The organism is Paenibacillus sp. FSL H7-0735 (genome assembly GCF_038008505.1).
GTDB lineage: Bacteria > Bacillota > Bacilli > Paenibacillales > Paenibacillaceae > Paenibacillus_AQ > Paenibacillus_AQ odorifer.
The window spans coordinates 1030980-1050305 of the sequence record NZ_JBBOZH010000001.1 but is presented as its reverse complement, the minus strand read 5'-3'; the positions used below and the strand labels follow the sequence as shown (position 1 = coordinate 1050305).

The 19326-nt window shown below is 45.7% G+C and carries 13 protein-coding genes; 1 reads left to right on the top strand and 12 read right to left on the bottom strand.

Annotated elements, in window-relative coordinates:
* Nucleotides 1-5: 5 nt before the first annotated feature.
* From NSS82_RS04590 to NSS82_RS04565, 6 genes are all read right to left on the bottom strand, one after another.
* Nucleotides 6-2075: a class I SAM-dependent methyltransferase gene (locus NSS82_RS04590; RefSeq protein WP_076274017.1), complete on the bottom strand. Its 2070-nt coding sequence runs from the start codon at nucleotides 2073-2075 to the stop codon at nucleotides 6-8.
* A 129-nt stretch (nucleotides 2076-2204) separates the two neighbouring features.
* The gene (locus NSS82_RS04585) at nucleotides 2205-3080 is read right to left on the bottom strand and encodes a radical SAM/SPASM domain-containing protein (protein WP_036680750.1); all 876 of its coding nucleotides are present in this window, start codon (nucleotides 3078-3080) and stop codon (nucleotides 2205-2207) included.
* Nucleotides 3081-3102: 22 nt separating this feature from the next.
* Nucleotides 3103-4089 (bottom strand): Gfo/Idh/MocA family protein, encoded by a 987-nt coding sequence (locus tag NSS82_RS04580; RefSeq protein ID WP_036680747.1) that lies wholly within the window; start codon nucleotides 4087-4089, stop codon nucleotides 3103-3105.
* A gap of 251 nt (nucleotides 4090-4340) precedes the next feature.
* A complete protein-coding gene (locus tag NSS82_RS04575) occupies nucleotides 4341-5114 on the bottom strand; it encodes an SDR family NAD(P)-dependent oxidoreductase (protein ID WP_036680744.1) in 774 nt (257 codons plus the stop codon).
* 77 nt (nucleotides 5115-5191) lie between these two features.
* Nucleotides 5192-6004, bottom strand: coding sequence for an acetoacetate decarboxylase family protein (locus NSS82_RS04570; RefSeq protein ID WP_081386789.1), 813 nt, complete (start codon nucleotides 6002-6004; stop codon nucleotides 5192-5194).
* Between the two features lie 29 nt (nucleotides 6005-6033).
* Nucleotides 6034-7974 (bottom strand): NAD(P)/FAD-dependent oxidoreductase, encoded by a 1941-nt coding sequence (locus tag NSS82_RS04565; protein WP_076141751.1) that lies wholly within the window; start codon nucleotides 7972-7974, stop codon nucleotides 6034-6036.
* Nucleotides 7975-8095: 121 nt separating this feature from the next.
* On the opposite strand from NSS82_RS04565, the gene NSS82_RS04560 reads away from it, so the two are divergent.
* Nucleotides 8096-9370, top strand: a complete 1275-nt coding sequence (locus NSS82_RS04560; protein WP_076214923.1) for a PucR family transcriptional regulator — start codon at nucleotides 8096-8098, stop codon at nucleotides 9368-9370.
* 87 nt (nucleotides 9371-9457) lie between these two features.
* Here the strand turns inward: NSS82_RS04560 and thrC are convergent, their stop codons facing one another.
* The 6 genes from thrC to NSS82_RS04530 form a co-directional block, all read right to left on the bottom strand.
* Nucleotides 9458-10849 carry a threonine synthase gene (thrC, locus tag NSS82_RS04555; RefSeq protein WP_076274016.1) on the bottom strand — a complete coding sequence of 464 codons (1392 nt, stop codon included), beginning with the start codon at nucleotides 10847-10849 and terminating at the stop codon, nucleotides 9458-9460.
* Nucleotides 10850-11097: 248 nt separating this feature from the next.
* Nucleotides 11098-11601, bottom strand: coding sequence for a CYTH domain-containing protein (locus NSS82_RS04550; protein WP_036680734.1), 504 nt, complete (start codon nucleotides 11599-11601; stop codon nucleotides 11098-11100).
* A 1186-nt stretch (nucleotides 11602-12787) separates the two neighbouring features.
* Nucleotides 12788-13747, bottom strand: a complete 960-nt coding sequence (locus NSS82_RS04545) for an alpha/beta fold hydrolase (protein ID WP_370511246.1) — start codon at nucleotides 13745-13747, stop codon at nucleotides 12788-12790.
* 221 nt (nucleotides 13748-13968) lie between these two features.
* A complete protein-coding gene (locus tag NSS82_RS04540) occupies nucleotides 13969-14127 on the bottom strand; it encodes a hypothetical protein (protein WP_178944348.1) in 159 nt (52 codons plus the stop codon).
* 192 nt (nucleotides 14128-14319) lie between these two features.
* A complete protein-coding gene (locus NSS82_RS04535; RefSeq protein WP_076274015.1) occupies nucleotides 14320-16473 on the bottom strand; it encodes an alpha-galactosidase in 2154 nt (717 codons plus the stop codon).
* Between the two features lie 25 nt (nucleotides 16474-16498).
* Entirely contained in the window at nucleotides 16499-19051 is a 2553-nt protein-coding gene (locus tag NSS82_RS04530) for a beta-mannosidase (RefSeq protein WP_076274014.1), read from the bottom strand.
* Nucleotides 19052-19326: the final 275 nt, after the last annotated feature.

Here is a 19326-nt window from a genome sequence, read left to right as displayed (position 1 = left end):
TTCGGCTATTCCTTCCGAATCACAATAAAGCAGGTGCTGTCCGGCAGCGCCACTTCCTGTCCGCTCTCATCCATGAACCTTACTCTATCACGCAGAGCTTCGGTATAACCTTCTTGCAGGTAATGCCGGAAGACCTCAATCTTCGCCTGCTCTCCTAAATTCTGTTCAATAAATGAGGCAAACTCCGTAGGGGTGAAATAACCAAATTGTTCTTGGACTTCGTGAATATAAGCCTCTTCCCCCCAAGTATACGTATATAAAAATTCCATGGCATCATTAACGGGCATGAGCACTTCTTGTTCCCCTAATCTTTGAAACTGAATCTGACGTCCAGCAAAATCCTTCGCATAACGCTCCAGCCACACCAGACCGTCCTCTTCCAGAAAGCGAATTCTCCGCAGCAATGATGCGGGTTCGGTCATGATCCCATCGCGGATAATGATAACCCCGCCAGCTGACAATACATCAAAGGCACTTCGCAGAGCTGCGGAGACAGTGTCATGATTGAACTTATTACCATTTAGCGGCACATAAGAATATAGCTCATGCAAAATCGAAGAGAAGATTACCGTGTCCACCGTTCCAGCCTCCACGAAATCTTTAAGGTTCAACGCATCTCCCTGCAGCACCTCCCACTGGCGACCTTCCCGCTGCTTGCGTTGCCGCAAGGCTTCCACTACATTGCTTGAGATATCAATGCCGATAGGAGTAACCTCAGGCATACGCTCTTCCAGCAAATCCAGCAGCACACCGCCGCCCGGGCCGATATCCAGCACTTTTTGACCAGTGACATGTTCCAGAATTACGGCTTTATAATCTGCTGTATTATTCATTTGGCTTAAGTAGGTATCTTCATTATGAAAACGGTCGAAAGCGTCCCTGCGCAGCTCGAATAGGTCGAACAACAGCAATACAGCACGTTCATACAAGGGTGATTTTTCAGCTTCCATACAGAATTCGATCAGCTTCTCAGCCGCTGCCGAGAATTGGAATTGAAAAAATACCGTGCCTGGCAGATGTTCCTTAGAATATTGCCGCAAGAGTAGGTGAGGGTTCTCAGCAGGCAAACTCCCTTGCTCGATATCCTTCCATGTAAGCTCCGCTAAATATTTTTCGATAATCCGCTTCTTATAAATGTTGGTCTTCTTAACACCCTTGTAATCGTAGTAAATGCTGTTCATGACATGCTCGAAGCTGATATGGCTTAAGAATTCATTTTGCGCCCTCTGGGCAGCAAGCACCATCACCTTCAGAAATTGCTCCAGCGAAAAGGTCTGTAATGCAGATTCCACATACCAGAAGGTAATCTTACTTAATGACTCCAATCGTTCAGCATGGAAGCCTTCCTGCGTCAGCTTAGCCCATTCCGTAGTGAAATCCTCTCCTCTAGAGATCGGTCCCAGCCGCATTCTGCGCAGTCGTTCCTTCATCGGCATAGGACTAGCAAGATTGCCTGAAGAAATCAGCTCAATAAGCTGCTTCACTTCATGCTGCACATTCTGCCATAACTCGGGAGACACAGCTCCGATGATGCAATGATTGAGCACGGTCAGCAGGCGTTCCAGTTCCTCCGCGGTCAGCAGCTGATCTTCCACTATATCATGGAGTGGCTTATTGACTTCCGGCGGCACTTCTCCGCGAATTTGCTGTCCTATGAGTCCATGAGTCTCAATTAGCCGCTGAATCATCGCACCTTTCTCGGAGACAGCCCTCCCCAAATATCTCTCATATAACTGTGCGGAACCTAAATTATGTACAAAACAATTAATCCCTTCCTCCTGCCAAACCAGCCGCTCCTTTGCTGTACCTCCCTTAGCCGTTTCTGACCAAATTAACGTTTCTTCCACCAGCTCTTTTATCCAAATAGAACGGGGGAGTTGGTCCAGAATCTGCAAGCTACGTTCCACATAATCCAGTACGGGATTCCTGCGATCCAGCTCCTCCAGAGATTCCACACGTTCCAAATTTACTATCTGCTCCTCCGCTTGGACAATAAGCTTCAGCCAGAGGTTATCCTCCAAATGATCTTGCACACCTTCACGGTATAAGGCGATGGCTTCCAGTGATTTCAGCATATGCTCCTCCTTCGCTCCAAAGTGGAGACTATAAAGACCTATTATTATATATATACAATCCCGTTAATTAAAAAACAGAACCAGGATTCATGAAATAGCCATGTCCCGGTTCTGTTTGCATTCCAGTCATTAGGTTCCGAACCGCTGCCGATACCCACATTTGCGGCATAGCTCCTCCACCGCTTCTCTACGTGAGAAGCCATAGAATAAATTGTTCGCCCGCTCCCCCTCCACAATCTCTGAGAAAGGAGTCTCATGGATGTTGCCTAGGTTAATTACTCCTTCACCATCCAGACAGCATGGCACAACAGTGCCATCCACAAGAATCGCCGCTTGGCTCCGCAGGGCATGACAGAACCCTTTTCCGTCATCTTCCGGCTCATTTAGCGCTGGCCAACGGAACTCATGATCCTGATTAAGGTAGACGCGCGGGGCAATCTTGACACCACTGCCAGGCACAACCTTTTCTTCGATCTTGAAATCCAAGTTGAAGGCTTCCTCCAGCAGGGCGAGGGTTTCACGGTTACGGTTTCTTTCCAGATTCGTCAGATTATCCTCCGTCAAATTCCACAAGCGGAAAGAAATAATGACCCCTTGCGCAGAGGCTTCCCGTACAAAAGAAATTATCTCTGAAAGATAGCCTTCACGGTTCTCTGACCCTTCATGCCCATCAAAGCTGTGCAGAGAAAAGTTCATCTGACGCAGTGCGGGCTTACCAAGAATTTTAGGTCCGGCTTTATGAATTAACGTGCCATTAGTTGTAATATTAACCTTGAACCCTTTGGCATGAGCAGCATCCAGCAGTTCACCTATCTTGGGATGCAGCAACGGCTCCCCTTTGACGTGAAGATAAATATGATTGCTGTGTGGTTTAATTTCATCCAATATCGTATTAAACGTATCCAGCTTCATGAAATTTTTCGTCCGGGCGGTTTGTGGACAAAAGCTACAGGCGAGGTTGCAGACGCTTGTTATCTCAATATAAACCTTTTTAAAAGTCTTCAAGTCCTGCTCCCCATTCTATTTATTATAAATCTGAGGCATAGCGGAGACCGATCTGTGCTCTGGCTTCCTCCATAATCTCTGCTGCGGCCATGGAGTTCTCATGAGTATTAATTCTGCTCTCCCGTTCACCATTCTTAATCAAGTTGATGAATTCCTCAACCTCATAATACATAGGTTCAAACACCTGAGGCAACGTAAGCTCCTCAACTGTACCATCACGATAGTAAATTTTCACCTGATAAGGCTCATTGATCTTGTCGATCACCATCGTACCGTTCTCTCCATGAATCTCAGCTGGCAGATAGGAGTCGGAAATTTTGGAGTGCATAACTACCGCATCCATATCGTCATATTTCATAATGAGACTTCCTTCACCATCCACACCTGAGGAGAGCATGACACCCACTGCCTGTACTGATTGAGGCTTGCCAAAGAGCACCACCATTGGATACAAACAGTACACACCAAGATCCATTAACGAGCCATTGGAAAAAGCGGGATTAAACGCATTTAGCACAGTCCCCTGCCGATAAGCATCATATCTAGAGGAGTACTTACAATAACTTGCAAAATAACGGCGAACTTGGCCGAGTTTATACAAATTATCCCGAATCACTCCAAAGTTCGGCATAAAGGTCGATTTCATCGCCTCTACCAGCAGCACATCATTTGTGCGCGCAGCTTCAATCATAGCTTTAAGCTCTATACTGTTGGATGCAGCCGGTTTCTCGCAGAGCACATGCTTGCCGTGATTTAAGCACATAATCGCTTGCTCTGCATGCATAGAATTTGGGCTGGCAATATATATAGCATCTACATCTTTGCTTTTCACCATATCTTCCAGATTCGTATAAATTGTAGCTCCCGCATATTTAGCAGCAAAGGCCTGACCTTTCTCCATTGTGCGAGAGTACACGGCTGTCAGGATAAACTCCTCATTCTCCAAGCCGGCTTGCACGAAGCGGTCTGTAATAAAGTTTGTTCCAATGACCCCGAAACGAATTGTCATGATGTTATCCCGTCCTTTTTAGTTATTACTAACTCTACATGCTATTTTCTCACTCATAGGTAGTCATGTCTACTTTTTAAGGCAAATTAACGACAATTTCTGATAAATTCAGCAATTCCCTTGTTACTGGCGGAGCATCTTTCATCGTACAATGCAAAAAAAGGCGTATCCCAGCCACCCTTTCATGGCTTTTGAGATACCCTTTTTTTGGAGTTACAACTATTGCCTCAACTTACGGACCCAGATGAACTCTATATAATCGTCCAGCCGCCATCTACAAACAAAGTCTGACCTGTAGTGTAGCTGGAAGCATCTGAAGCAAAGTAGAGTACAGCACCGTTTAATTCTCCCGGATTACCAGGGCGGCCCATCGGACACACTGCGTTGTACATTTTTAGCGCTTTTTCTGCAAATAACGTATTCTCAGTCATTTCAGTTTTGAACAAGCTTGGTCCAATCGCATTAACAGTAATCCCATGCTTAGCATAAGTTGCCGCCACCCCTCTTGTCAGATGGATCACTCCACCTTTAGCAGCATTGTAAGAATGCGTAGGAACCGAAGCAGAAGCTGTAAGGCCTAGCATTGAAGCTGTATTGACGATTTTACCGTAATTCCGTTCTTTCATATGCCGGATCACATGTTTCGACATCAGGAACACGCCCTTTAAATCAGTATCCAATACCCGATCCCAAGCTTCTTCTTCCAGCGCTTCAATCGGAACCGCATCCACCACACCAGCATTGTTCAGCAGAATATCAATTTTTCCAAAGGCTTCCATAACCTTTTGAACAGCCACAATAATCTGGTCCTCTTTTCTTACATCACACTCAATAGGAATTATTCTGCGTTCAGGGTATTTAGCCCGGATATCCTCGGCTACTGCTACAAGCTTGTCATATCTTCTGGCCAAAATAGCAATGTCTGCTCCTTGCTCAGCAAGCATCTCTGCGAATTGTACCCCGATCCCACTGGATGCTCCTGCGATAATAGCTGTCTTACCCGTCAAATCAAAAAGGTTAGTCATTCTAATTCCTCCTAATGTTTGGTTAGCCGATCCTTCTTCGGTTTCATTTCGCACAAACTCACTTCAAACACATAGGCTTATACTGAGGAAACAGGTTGCAAATTGTTTTCCCACCAGTCCCAGCGGAGATAGCAGTATGGAAGATACTCCATTGGATTCAGAGGCTCCAGAATTTTACCTTTTTCAAGCACATTTGTACTGACGGTGTAAACCGCGCCCAGCATATTCACAACTTCAAGCTCACTCCAAGGATCATGCGGGGAGTCTTGGAAGGTGATAGAGGCTTCTGCCGCTTTATAGACTTTAACCTCACTTACTAAACGCTGTGTGACCAAGGTTGGCATCAGATCGAAGCCGTTTCCGTCAATTGCATTGGCATATTTGATGTTATACAAAGGGATATCTTTGCCGTAATATTCCTCCAGAATCTTCTCGGCTCCATTGTCATTGAAGTGTCCATCCATAGTGGCTTTTACGTTGAAAAAGTCAATGCCATGCCGGCCGATTGCCCCATCAATGCCAGCTTCTGAGGTGTGCATACGCACATCGGCCATTTTCTTAGGCAGCCCACATACTTCCCGGCCCATAGCCATCCCGATATCGCTTGTAATAGGCATCGACAGGCAGTAGTTGCCTAATTGTCCGTTATAGTCTGCTAGAACGAACAATCCAGCTTCACGATAAGGTGGACAAAAGTTCGTAGCTGGGTAATTGGCGATAAAAGCATTTACCAGCGGCCGGCTTGTTGGCTTCAGTGGCTTCGGCAACAAACGCTCGATAATCTCTGGTTTGGTCTCCCAATACACCGTCAGCATCTCAGCATCATAAAAGGTTGTTGGCTTGCCTCCGTATTTCTGCATATCTGCGAAACTTTTCACAAAACTCACCATGAATGAACCCTCCTTAGATTAGTAACCCTTTAGTTCAGCACAAATGCCGTTTCGAATCCAGATTGAATGGCCTGTCCGATTCGTCCTGGCTTGCCTGCATCGCCGATTACCTTCACATTGGGCAGTACCTGCTTCAGCTCATCAACGAATGAGCGATCGGGTGTAACACCAATGGATAATACAACAGCATCCGTCTTTTTCAGCGAAGTTTCCCCAGTGGACGTATTCTCAAGCACAATCGCGCCGTCCTGCACTTCTACCAGCTTGGTTGATGCTAAGAGCTCCACGCCGTTCTTTTTCAGCCTAGTCACAATGTCGATCAGATTTGGCAGATAGGCGTCTGGGCCAACACGCGGCTGCATTTCCACCACCGTGACCTGATTTCCCATATCGGCTAAATATTCAGCCGTTTCCAGCCCTGTCATGCCGGAGCCGATGACCACAGCCTGCTTGTTCTTAATCACAACTGACCCACTAAGTACGTCAACAACCGTGCAGACCGCTGCCTTTTTCACTCCCGGAATAACAGGCACTATAGGCTGTGCCCCAGCGGCAACAAATACCGCATAAGGGTTCAGTTGCTTCAGTTGTTCCAGCGTAGGTTTCGTAGAGAGACGGACATCAACATCCAGTTCCTCTAACTGATGCTGCATATTATCAATAAACCAGTTCAGCTTCTCCTTCAATGGTGGCCGGCTTCCCAGCTCCACGCTGCCGCCTAGCACATCTCTGGCTTCGAACAATACAGGTTTAAAATCTCTGAGCGCCAGAATCCGTGCTGCTTCCATACCAGCTGGACCTCCGCCGATCACAGCTACTACTTTGCCATCGCCATCTTTTGCTGGTTCTGCAAATTCAAGCTCCCGGCCCACTCTGGCATTGACAGCACACTTGATTACCTTGCACTCCATCACTTCCTGAATACAGTACAGGCAAGAGATACAGGTTCTGATCTCTGCTTCTTTGCCTGCTGCCGCTTTGTTCCCCCACTCTGGATCGGCTAGTTGGGCTCTTCCAAGGGCTACAAAATCCGTGTTTCCTTCCTGTAGCAGACTCTCAGCAAATTCAGGCTTACGGATCACATCACAAGCAATCACTGGAATTTGCACTGCTTGCTTAATGGCTGCGGAGAGATGTTTTTTCCAGCCTTGCGGGTAGGATATCGGCTCAATGATCGTATTGGATGATTCATAAGTGCCAGAGCTAACATTTATGCAATCCACTCCGATGCTTTCCAGATGTTTCGCAGTCTGGATAGCCTCATCCAGTGTAATCCCGCCTGAGACAAATTCATCGCCGTCGATTCGCACCGATACAGGGAATCCTGCGCCACAGGTCTTTTTGATGCCAAGCACAATTTCGTTCAGGAATGACATTCTACCTTCCAGTGAACCGCCATATTTATCAGTTCTCAGATTGGTAAGCGGGCTTAGAAACTGTCCTACGAGATAGCCGTGGGCACCATGAATCTCCACGCCATCAATACCTGCTGTTTTAGCTATATAAGCTCCGAACACAAATTTACGAACTAACTCTTCTACCTCTTCAGTAGACAGCTCCCGGGGCATTTCCCCAATCGCTGAAGACATCACTGCGCTAGGAGCAACAATTTGTTTGCCTCCAATAAGCCGTCCGTGATTTTGCCGGCCCGGATGCTGGAGCTGAAGGAATATTTTGCTGTCATGACGATGCACAGCTCTTGCCAGTTTCTCCAGACGCGGCACAAACAGCAAGTCACTTGCATTCAGCTGGTTCGGTGTACCTACTCCGGTCTCATTATCCACACGCGTAATTTCCGTAATGATTAGACCACAGCCACCCGCGGCACGTTCCTCATAAAAAGCAATCATTTCATCCGACGCTTCACCACTGGCCGCGGCCAGTGACGTTCCCATAGCCGGCAATACAATTCTATTCTTAAGTTCAAGGCGTCCAATTTTACCTGCTGCAAACAGTTTTTCATATTTCATCTGCTTAGCACCTCCACCTTTAGTTTAAGGCGTCCAATACTTTGTGAATATATTTACAAGCACCAAAAATCACTTCTTTATAGTGCATATTGCACTATTATTGAAACAGGGGGCGATATGAATGGATGTTTCCTTAAATGAGCAAAAATCAGGTAAAATCGAAATGGAGCATTATACCGCATCTTTGTTTACTGCATACATTTCAGGTGCAGGCCTTTCAGCTATCGTACAGACAGCTGCCGAGCTACTGCAGAATCCCGTCATTGTATTTGATTGCAGCTTCAAAATTGTAGCTCACTCTGACCTATCCGATATCGACGATTACATATGGAGTGATAATATCCGCAAAGGTTATTGCTCTTACGACTTCATTGCGGCTGTGAGTAAAATGAACAGTGTCCAGCGTGGGAAACAAAGCGATGAATCTTATGAAGTAACCTGCGAGGAAACGTCAAACTCCAAACTGATCTCCAAAATAAAAGTAGCCGGCAAACAAATCGGCAATGTATTGCTTCTTGGATGCAAAAATCCTTTTCGCGCCAGAGATAACGAGCTGCTGTCCATCACCGCTACCATACTTGCCGAAGAGATGGGCAAAAACAGCTACTATCGCAACGCCAAAAATATAAAAGTTGAAGATTTTATCTGCGCACTGCTAGAGGAACAGCTTCAGGACAACCGGATCATTCAGGACAGAATGCGGAGTGCAGGATTAAAGTTCGGGAATCAGCTGCTTGTGCTGCTGTTCGATCTTACCTGGTATGAGGGTTCAGGCCGTTATGATGATTATTTAAGAGAACGTTTGCAACAGCTTTTTCCGGGCAGTCCTTCCACCTATTATGATGGGCAGATTGTAATGATCCATGACGGAAATCTCTCCAAAGAGCTTGTAAATAAGCAACTGCAGGAATTTCTAACTCAAACCGGCATCTCGCTTGGCATCAGCAATATATTCACTAATCTTACGCAGTGTGGGAGACACTATCTTCACTCCCGAAACGCTATTCGGATCGGTTCCATTCTCAGCCCGCAGCAGCAGCTGACTTACTACTCAGATATCCAGCTCTATGAGATGCTCTCTGCTGATGTTGTGTTTAACGAGGATAATAACTACTACCATCCAGAGCTGCTCAAGCTTCAAGAATACGATACTGTGCACCAGTCCAATCTGTATCATACCTTTTACGTTTATCTCAAAAATAACCGGAACATGCAGATTACCTCAGACGAGCTGTACATTCACCGGAATACACTCAGATATAAGCTCGATCTTATTAGCAGACTGCTGGACACCGACTTTACCGATTCTGAAAAAATGCTGGCGTACTATGTCTCTTACAAGGTCGCTGCTTTTTGTGAAAAAGCTAGGGAGCAGACCCGTACGCCGCAACGTTAATGTTAGAAGCTACTATAAACGCACAAACAGCCCCCGTTCTTATCCCAAGAACGGGGGCTGTGCTGTGAAGTAGAACTGTATATGATATTACAATCCGTAAAAAGCTTGCAGCTGACGCACGATTTCATCCTTGTCATGATCCACTACGGTTTGATGTTGTGGCATCTCGAACAATGCTTTAATCTGTGCCGGGAATTCCTGCTTAATATCGATCAAAGTAATTGCCTCATCGAACTTAGCTGGATGTGCAGTCGCAAAGGTAATGCCAATCTCATCCGGGCCATTAAAGGCTTCGTAAGCCGCGATTCCACATGCTGTATGTGGATCAAGCAGGTAGCCATATTCTTTTTGATACTTAGCGATCGTATTCAAGCATTGATCATTCTTCACACCCAGCGCTGCAAAATCCTTCTGCACCTGCTGAAGCGCCTCGCCTTCAACCGTAATCTTGCCTTCGGTTTGCAGCTTGGACATATACGCGGATAACTTCTCAGAATCCTCGCCTACCAGATAATACAGATACCGTTCGAAATTACTTGCCACTTGGATATCCATCGAAGGGCTGTAAGTGCTTGTGAAATTACCTGGTTTGTATTCGCCAGTATTCACGAAACGCTCCAAAATATTATTTTCATTCGTAGCAATGATTAGCTTGTTAATAGGAAGTCCCATTTGCTTAGCCAAATAGCCCGAGAAAATATTACCGAAGTTGCCGGAAGGCACGCTGATATTAATCTTTTTCTCGTTGCTGCCATCAACATGCAGATATGCATAGAAATAATAAACAGTCTGCGCCAGAATCCGCACAAAGTTAATGGAATTGATTGCACGCAGATGATACCGACCTTTAAAGTCCAGATCTGCGAACAGATCCTTAATCACCTTCTGGCAATCATCAAAGTTACCATGAACAGACAGATTCAGTACATTGCTGTCGTCCACCGTAGTCATCTGCAGCTCCTGCACTTTACTTACCTTGCCGTGTGGATGCAGAATACAAATCTTGATGCCTTCTTTGCCGCGTACACCTTGAATAGCCGCCGCTCCAGTGTCCCCAGAGGTTGCACCGAGGATGTGGATGATTTTGTTTTGTTTTTTGGAAATATATGAATACAGCTCACCCATAAACTGCAGCGCTACATCCTTGAAAGCAAAAGTAGGCCCATGGAACAATTCAAGTACATATAAAGAATCATTTACTTGGTGTATAGGCGTTACTTCAGGTGTGCGGAAATTGGCATAACTGGTGTTGACCATTTCCTGTAAATCCTCGTAAGGAATCTCATCATTGGTGTAATAGGCAACAATCTTCAGGAACAACTCCTGATAGCTAAGACTTCTCCACTCTTCCAATGTTGCTGCTGAAACCACTGGAATCTCGGATGGAACCATCAGCCCACCGTCGTCCGCAAGTCCCATCAACACCGTATCAATAAAACCTTTAGGTTCCACATTACCTCTTGTGCTTATAAACTTCATGCTCATCCTCCTGAACCCCTCGTTAATATATGACAAGAATATATGATAAGAAGAAACAACGTTGTCGTCCTATAGAGATGACAACTGTTTCTCGCAGAAATATAAGGCTATTATAGTTGCACCACTTATAAGTTCTTATAATTAACTATAAGTTTCACCCTAAACGTTATCCTTAAGCTAGTTAGGGATGATAAAGCTATTTCTGCTTGTTTTCCCTATATACTACCACGTTTACGCGCTAAAGTCCGTTAATTCTTTGTCTTATTTTGCAGCTCTCTCCAGACTGTTTTGTTGCTGTATTGCCGTTCTGTACTAACATCCTTACCGAACCATTCCGGCTCTTTAAAGCTTTCCGCTTCCTCCAGAGATTCAAATTCAACCTCGAGTACGGACAATTTCAGCTGGGAATATACGTCGATCTCAACCGTTGTGCCATTCCACACCGCTGTAATTCGCTCTTTGACCAAAGCTACCGCATTTACCGCTTCGATCATCTGATTATATAAACCCTCTGAGATAAAATATTCGATCTCTTCGCGTTTGATCCCTTTGCCATCCTTAAACGTATGCGTGTAGGTTACCTCACCTGAGTCCAGATCCGTAATTTTACGCACACGAAGCTCTTGACCACCATCTATCGCCAGATATGTCTGATCGATATTATGACGGGTAACAATCTTCAATTCTCCCTTTTGAATCAGCTGCTCCGGAAATTCCGGCAGCAGAAACTTGCGTTCGATCTCCAAAGCCATGATGTTTCGCTCCTCTTCGTGTCATATATTTTATATTAATAATCATCATAGGGGTGTGACAAACCCAAGTCAATGTGGATTATAGAGAAATAGGACATGCTCTAGCTTAAAAAGGCTACCGTGGTGCTCATTGTGGGATTTATGGAGGTTGTGGAAGCTGGGGCTCACCATAGATTACTGGAAACTACGGATAATTAGCGAGTCAGCCGGCGATCATTGGGAAGCATCATTTGATTAGTTGGTCAGTGTGCCACTGGTCGTACTCACCTATTCGATTAGTTGGTCAGCGCGCACTGGTTGTACTCACCCATTCGATTAGTTGGTCACGCGCCACTGGTCGTACTCACCCATTCGATTAGTTGATCACGCGCTACTGGTCATACTCACCTATTTACTTACGGACCGTATAGCCACTATTTGCGAAAAAAACGCTTTTTGGGGAAGCTATCGGACTCAGGTGCAGCTATTTACTCCAAAACACCCCATGCGGTTGCGATAATTAGTCAATAGCGTCGCTGGAGTCCGAAAGTAACCTCAATTGCCTCTTTTTCAGCAAATAAGGACTCCTCAGTCCGATCCGAAGCAGGGTACCTAGGAACCTAGCAGCAACCAAGGGAACTCTCCATTAAATGTAATCGGCGCCTTCTCGTTCTTAACCCAGACCAAACCATAATGATTGGAGCATCGTTAACTGTTGGTGCCTCCTCATACTCCCTCATACTTTCTCATACTTGCTCATACTTGCTCATACTTTTTCATACTTTCTCATACTCTCTCATACCACCCCTACCCCCTATTTACTTACGGACCGCACAGACGCTATTTGCGAAAAAAACGCACATTTGAGATGGTATCGGACTCAGGTGCAGCTATTTACTCCAAAACACCCCATGCGGTTGCGATAATTAGCCAATAGCATCGCTGGGGTCCGAAAGTAGCCTCAATTACCTCTTTTCTAGCAAATAAGGACTCCTGAGTCCGATTCGAAGCAGGGTACCTAGGAACCTAGCAGCAACCAAGGAAATTCTCCATTATATGCAGTCAGCACCTTCTCATTCTTATCCCAGACCAAACCCTATTGATGGAGCATCGTTAACTGGTGGCACTCCCCCATATCTTACGGACTAATAAAAAACCGAACGAAAATCAGAGGAAATCCTGAAATCCGCTCGGCTCGACGGCAAACTTATTTTATTTCTTTCATAAATGCCTGAAAGTCTTCTACGATTTCTTTTGCTTTAGTGCGATATAAATAATGTCCCTCTTCAAACTTCACTATTTTTCCATGTACAGAGTCCTTGATTTGCTTTTCATGCTCTGGTATCCATCTATCCGTTGCTGGTTGATTCGCTTGTATAAAGAAAATAAGAGGAAGATTTTTAGGAAATGTTAAACTTTCAGCTGATTTAAAATTAGAATACATCATTCCAGCTTCATTTAATTGGGTGGGATTAAATATGTTTTTGCGATTGATCAATCTCATTTGTTCTTTTGTTTTATCATCAAATGGTAGTTCAGCAATTGGGTCAGCACTGAATTTCATTTGCAATCTGATTAGACCTGATTTTTTGAGCAGATTTATAGTTTTTAATTCCGAAGCTTCGATTTTCCTCTCGCTTATCGATGGAACACTACTATCAAGCCCGACAAATGCACTCACTTCATTTTCATACTCGTTAACATAATCTAGTCCATAAATGCCTGAAATGGAGTGGCCCATTAGAATATAACGGTCAATATTAAGAGCCTGTAAAGCCTCATGAATTTCACTTACAATATTCTCTGTGCTGCGCTCCTTTTTGGTCAGATCACTTAATCCATACCCAAAAGGCTCAATCATGACGACTTTGTAAAACGGTGACAGCTCATCTATTAATGATTTAAAATCAAGAGCTGGCGCTGTTGTGCCATAACCCGGAAGTAGAACGACTGTTTCTTCACCTTTTCCTTGAATATAAACATTCATATTTTTCCCATCAACAGGTACTAACTGACCATAGGGCTCTATTTTACTCTGTTCCGATTTGTTGCTGATCAGATTAACTGTATAAACAATGGCGAGAAAAAGCAGGATTGCGATAATTATTGCTCCTATTACTTTAAGTAGTATGTTTAGTATTTTACTTGTTCTCGTGCCCGCCTTCATTTTCATTACTTCTTTTATTTTCAATCGTATCTTCTCCTGTCATCACCTGTGTATTGGACTGCCATAACTAACTGCTAATCTAAGATTAACCAATAAAGATGTACTCTCTATGACCTTAATATGAACGGAATATGAACAGGTAAAAAAGCTACAGCGTCTTACGCAAGGTAGTTGCACAGGATGTCATAACATAAGGAATATATGTGTATAGGCGGAGACGGTCAAGGCTGCCTTGCCATCCGCAGCTTCAGCTGGTTCAAATTCGTCATTGCCAACAAAAAAAGCAAACCACGAGCTAGGCTCATGGCTTGCTGGTGGCTTGCTCGTGTTTGCTCATGGCTTGCTCGCAGCTTACTCATGGCTTGCTCGTGTTTGCTCATGGCTTGCTCGTAGCTTGCTCATGTCTTACTCGTAGCTTGCTCATGTCTTACTCGTAGCTTGCTCATGGCTTGCTGGTGGCTTGCTCGTAGCTTGCTCATGGCTTGCTCGTAGTTTGCTCATGGCTTGCTCGTAGCTTACTCATGGCTTGCTCGTGTTTGCTCGGGGTTTGCTTTCTGTTTATCTAATGAATTCTAATCCTGCACCTTCAATTTATAACATCCGCTAACAAAATCCTGCTGGATATCCGGCAGAGCCAGTCCAGCCTGCATTAGCCGATCACCACCGTAAACCTCACCACTCACCTCCAGAATATAATCCAGCTCCGGATTCAAACCATTCAGCTTCAGGCTACGGCGGGGCGGGTGTGGCACAGCCATTACCCGGAAGTAATAAACTAATGCCTCACGCTGATCATCGGACACGAACATCCAGGCTGTCTCATTGCCCTCAAACGGGCTTTGCAGACGGTACAGATTCCCCTGCTGCACAAGACTGCGGATTTGCTTATAGTTCGCAACCTGTTCCTTCACAAGTTCCTTCTCTTCGTCTGTAAACTTCGTAAGATCCAGCTCATAACCGAAATTACCGGACATAGCTACATCTCCACGGAAGGACAGCGGGGTGATCCGTCCTACCTGATGATTCGGCACGGCAGACACATGCGCGCCTATCGAACTAACCGGATACACCAGACTTGTTCCATACTGAATCTTCAGTCGTTCCACAGCATCGGTATCATCACTGGTCCAGGTCTGCGGCATGTAATGCAGCATGCCTGGGTCGAAGCGGCCACCACCACTACAGCAGCTCTCGAACAGGATATGTGGAAATTCTGAAGTTATTTGCTCCAATAGCTCATACAGACCAAGCACATAACGATGTGCGGTTTCCCCTTGGCGTTCAGAAGGTAACTCTGCAGAGCCAATCTCCGTTAAACAACGGTTCATATCCCATTTCACATAACTAATGGGCACGGTCGAGAAAATCCGGGACAGTGACTCATAAATGTACTGGCGCACATCCTCCCGAGTATAGTCCAGCACCAATTGCCAGCGAGCTTCGCTGCGGCGGCGTCCCGGCACATGCAGACACCAGTCGGGATGCTTACGATAGAGCTCGCTGTCCGGCGAGATCATCTCCGGCTCGAACCAAAGGCCGAACTGCAAGCCTAGATTGTTCACGCGCTGCGCCACATCAGACAGTCCGCCCGGAAGCTTGCGCAGATCCTCCACCCAGTCTCCGAGAGAGGAGTTGTCAGCGTCTCTTTTGCCAAACCAGCCATCGTCCAGCACGAATAGCTCTATCCCGAGCTTGGCTCCTTCCGCCGCAATCGACTCCAATTTATCCGCATCGAAGTTGAAATAGGTAGCTTCCCAATTGTTGACCAGAATGGGCCGTTCCTTATCTCTATATAATCCTCTGCATAAACGGGTCCGGTACAAACGATGATAGGTTCTCGACATTTCCCCGATCCCCTCAGAAGAATACACCATCACTACCTCAGGGGTCTGGAATTGTTCGCCCGGCTCCAGCAGCCAGGAGAAATCAAAAGAGTTCAGTCCCATCGTAAACCGGGTCATCCCGAAGGAATCGACCTCTGCCTCAGCTTCAAAGCCTCCACTATATACAAGACTGAAGCCGTAGGCCTCTCCATGATTTTCATCCGTTTCAGGTTTCACCAGCGCAGCAAATGGATTTAACTGGTGGCTGCTCATCCCTCTGCGGCTCCCAATGGTCGTACCACCTTGCACCAGACGTCTACGAGTCAGATTACTTTCCCTTGACCAAGCTCCTGCCAAATAGATCATATCCATATCGCCAGACGAGAAATCGACACTAGCACTCAGTGCACGCTGCAATTTCAGCTGCGTTTTCCCCGCATTGGTGAACTCCACAGAGCGGGTGATTACGTTAGTATGTTCAAAAACTGTATAGCGCAAAATAACATTCAGCTTGGTGTAATCATCTTTAAGTGTAAGCTCCAACGTCTGTGCTTCTTGCTCAGACTCAACATATACGGATGGTAGACCCGGCAGTGAAGGTTTACCCTCAACTACCCGATACCCGCTGTATTTCAGCTCTGTAATACGAGTGCCGTCTTCGAGCCGAACTTGATAAGCAGGTGTTCTGAAATCTCCCGTCCCGTATTGTGGGTATTCCTGCGGGAGCCGGTCGAGACCCGTATTTCCTCCCAGATTCAACAGCCCTTCCAAATTGCTGTCACTACGCAGCTTCTTGCCCCAATACGCATGTGCCGGATAATCATTTACAAGCTGAAGAATGTAACTCATCCCTGCACTCTGTAAATGGAATAATCCCTTATCTTCCTGAACTAAAATCCCCATGTGCCAGTCCTTCTCTCCTTAGGATTTACAGCAAATCTTCGCTCACAAAATCAACCATCGATTGAACCTTTAGCCCTTTAGGTGCGGCAGGAATCCAGTCTTTTCCATCGTTCCCGCGTTGTGAGAACTCTATCGTCTTGGTCTGACCTGGGAGAAGGTCAAAATAATTGTCAGAGAATATTCCTTCGTCTTCTGAAGTCAGGTATACGCCTCTAGCTAATACATCACTGGTCACGGTGAAGCTTAATCCGCCACTCTCTGGAGTTTCCAGCACGGTAATTACTGAGCGCTGTAACGCAATTTCTTTTTCCGGAATAAAATAATGCAGCTTGTGATCTATCACCCGGCCATCCGCCTGCAAGCAAATTCCAAGCAATACATCACCCACCCCTTGACCTTCTAGCAGGTCTGCCACAGGAGAAGAGAATACGATAGCAGCAGAATCAGCTCCCAGCTCAAAGGGATGTGTCCACTCTCGCAGCACCGAACCGTTAAACTGATACAAAGTAAGCACCAACTCAGCGCTCACTGCTGTTCTTAAATCAGATACGACATGAACGTCTACCTTCTCACGGTCTGTACCGTCGATAGACAACAAAACATCTTGGAAGCTTGAACGCACGGTATATTGCAGAGCTTTCCAGCGCCCGTTATAATCCATCCCCGCCCAAGAAGCCACCGGCCAGCAATCATTCATCTGCCAGTATAAAGTGCCCATACAATAAGGTTTATTTCTTCTGTGGCTTTCAATCGCGATTCGGATCGCTTCGGCCTGCAGGATTTGACTCATATATAAAAAGGCTTTGAAGTCCTTCGGCTGCGGCAGATACATATCCATATATTCTTTAATCAGCAGATTACCGCGACCATTCTTCTGATGTGCCAGCATCACCTCTGAGGTAAGCTCCATATCCTGCTCTTCTGCATAGCTCATTACGGTTTTCAGTTCCGGGAACGACTGGAAGCCGTATTCACTCATAAAGCGGCCAACCTTTGTATTATAGTTCTCAAATGGCTCGATCCCGTGCCACACACCCCAGTAATGCACATCCCCTTCGCCCACAATCCGCGTCGCATGCTGATTTATATCGCCAGTCAGCTCCCGCAGCGGCGAAGACGGCCAATAGTCCACACCTGGATGGAATGCGGCTACAGCCTCCGGCAGAATACGGTGGAAGATTTTAATATAATCGGCCCACATTGTCGCTCTTTGCTCAGCGCCGAGTTTTTCTTTCCAGCCCCAGCCCATATTTTCCTCGAACTGTGACCAGGCCGAATCAATCTCGTTATTGCCACACCATAAGGCGATGCAGGGATGATTGCGCAATCTTTTGACGTTGTATTCGGCTTCTTTTTTCACATTCTCAAGGAACGCCTGGTCCCCGGGATACATACTGCAAGCGAACATAAAGTCCTGCCAGACCAGCAGTCCGTATTCATCACAGAGCTGATAAAAAATATCTTCTTCATATATACCGCCGCCCCAAACGCGCAGCATGTTCATGTTCGATTCTACTGCTGTGGCAATTTCATGCCGATACCGTTCCTCGGTTACTTCTGTGGTGAAGCTGTCATTTGGAATATGATTGGCACCTTTGGCGAAGACGGAAACTCCATTCAGCGCAAAAGAAAACGAAGCTCCTTTGGCATCACGCTCCCGAATCAATTCAATACTGCGGAGTCCGTTTTTTACACTTTTGCTAACCTCTACTTCCGTTCCCTGCAGCAATTCCGCTTGGAAAGTATATAAATGAGGCTCTCCAAGGCCCCTGCACCACCAGAGCTTTGGCTCAGGTATAACAATATTCATCTCTAATTGCTGCTTGCCTTCCTCTAAAGTAACCGCTTGCATCCACTCCAAACCATCGGCACTTATTCGCAGCATTCCCCGCCAAGCAGCAGGAGCATCCACTTCTACCATTGCGGTCAGGCGAGCTTCTTCCTTAGCAATCACATTTTGACGGATATAGAGGTCAGTAATTTGAACGGTGTCACGTCCCACCAGAGATGCTGCACGCCAGATTCCACTGGTCAAAAAACGCGGGCCCCAATCCCAGCCGTAATGATAAGGTGCTTTGCGCGCAAAAATACTAATCCGTTGTTCATCTAATCCCCCAAGCTCGGATTGATCATTCGAGGCAGGCAGCGCATAACCCAGCTTCGCTAATTTCGGTAAATCTTCCTTAACCACAGAGCGGAACTTCACCCGTATATTATTTTCTCCAGTCTTCAGCTGCTCTTTGACATCCACTTTCCATGCCAGAAACATATTATCAGCAGCGAGCACATGTACATTATTCACGTACACATCTGCATAAGTATCCAGTCCCTCAAAAACTAACTCCGTACAAGCAAGCTCCTGCCACTCTTCCCCCAACTGCAGCGAGGTTTGATATTCCCAGTCCTTCTTATCGATCCACTGTAGATCATGTTCATTTGTTCCATAAAAGGGGTCTGAAATTTTTCCGTTCTTTAGTAAATCCGTATGAACTGTACCTGGCACAGTCGCCGGAAGCCATTCCTCATCACCACAGCCTCTAAAATCCCACTTCGCAAGATTCATATGCAAATGTTTCATAATACCTCCTAAAAGTTTTGTAAGCATAGACTTCTCTGAATGACTTCGCGCAAAACTCGCTTCGGAAGCATATGCCTAAGTTTGGTAAGCATAGACTTCTCAAAAATAGCATAAGACTCAAATTAATTCATTGAACCCTTTTGATATTCTTTGTATTTTGTTATCTTATTGTTAGGTACATGCTAATTATAAACGCAGAAACAAAACAAATAAAGACAATAAATAATAATACAATACATTTATTAACGGCTTCGATAAAGCTATAATGTTCATGT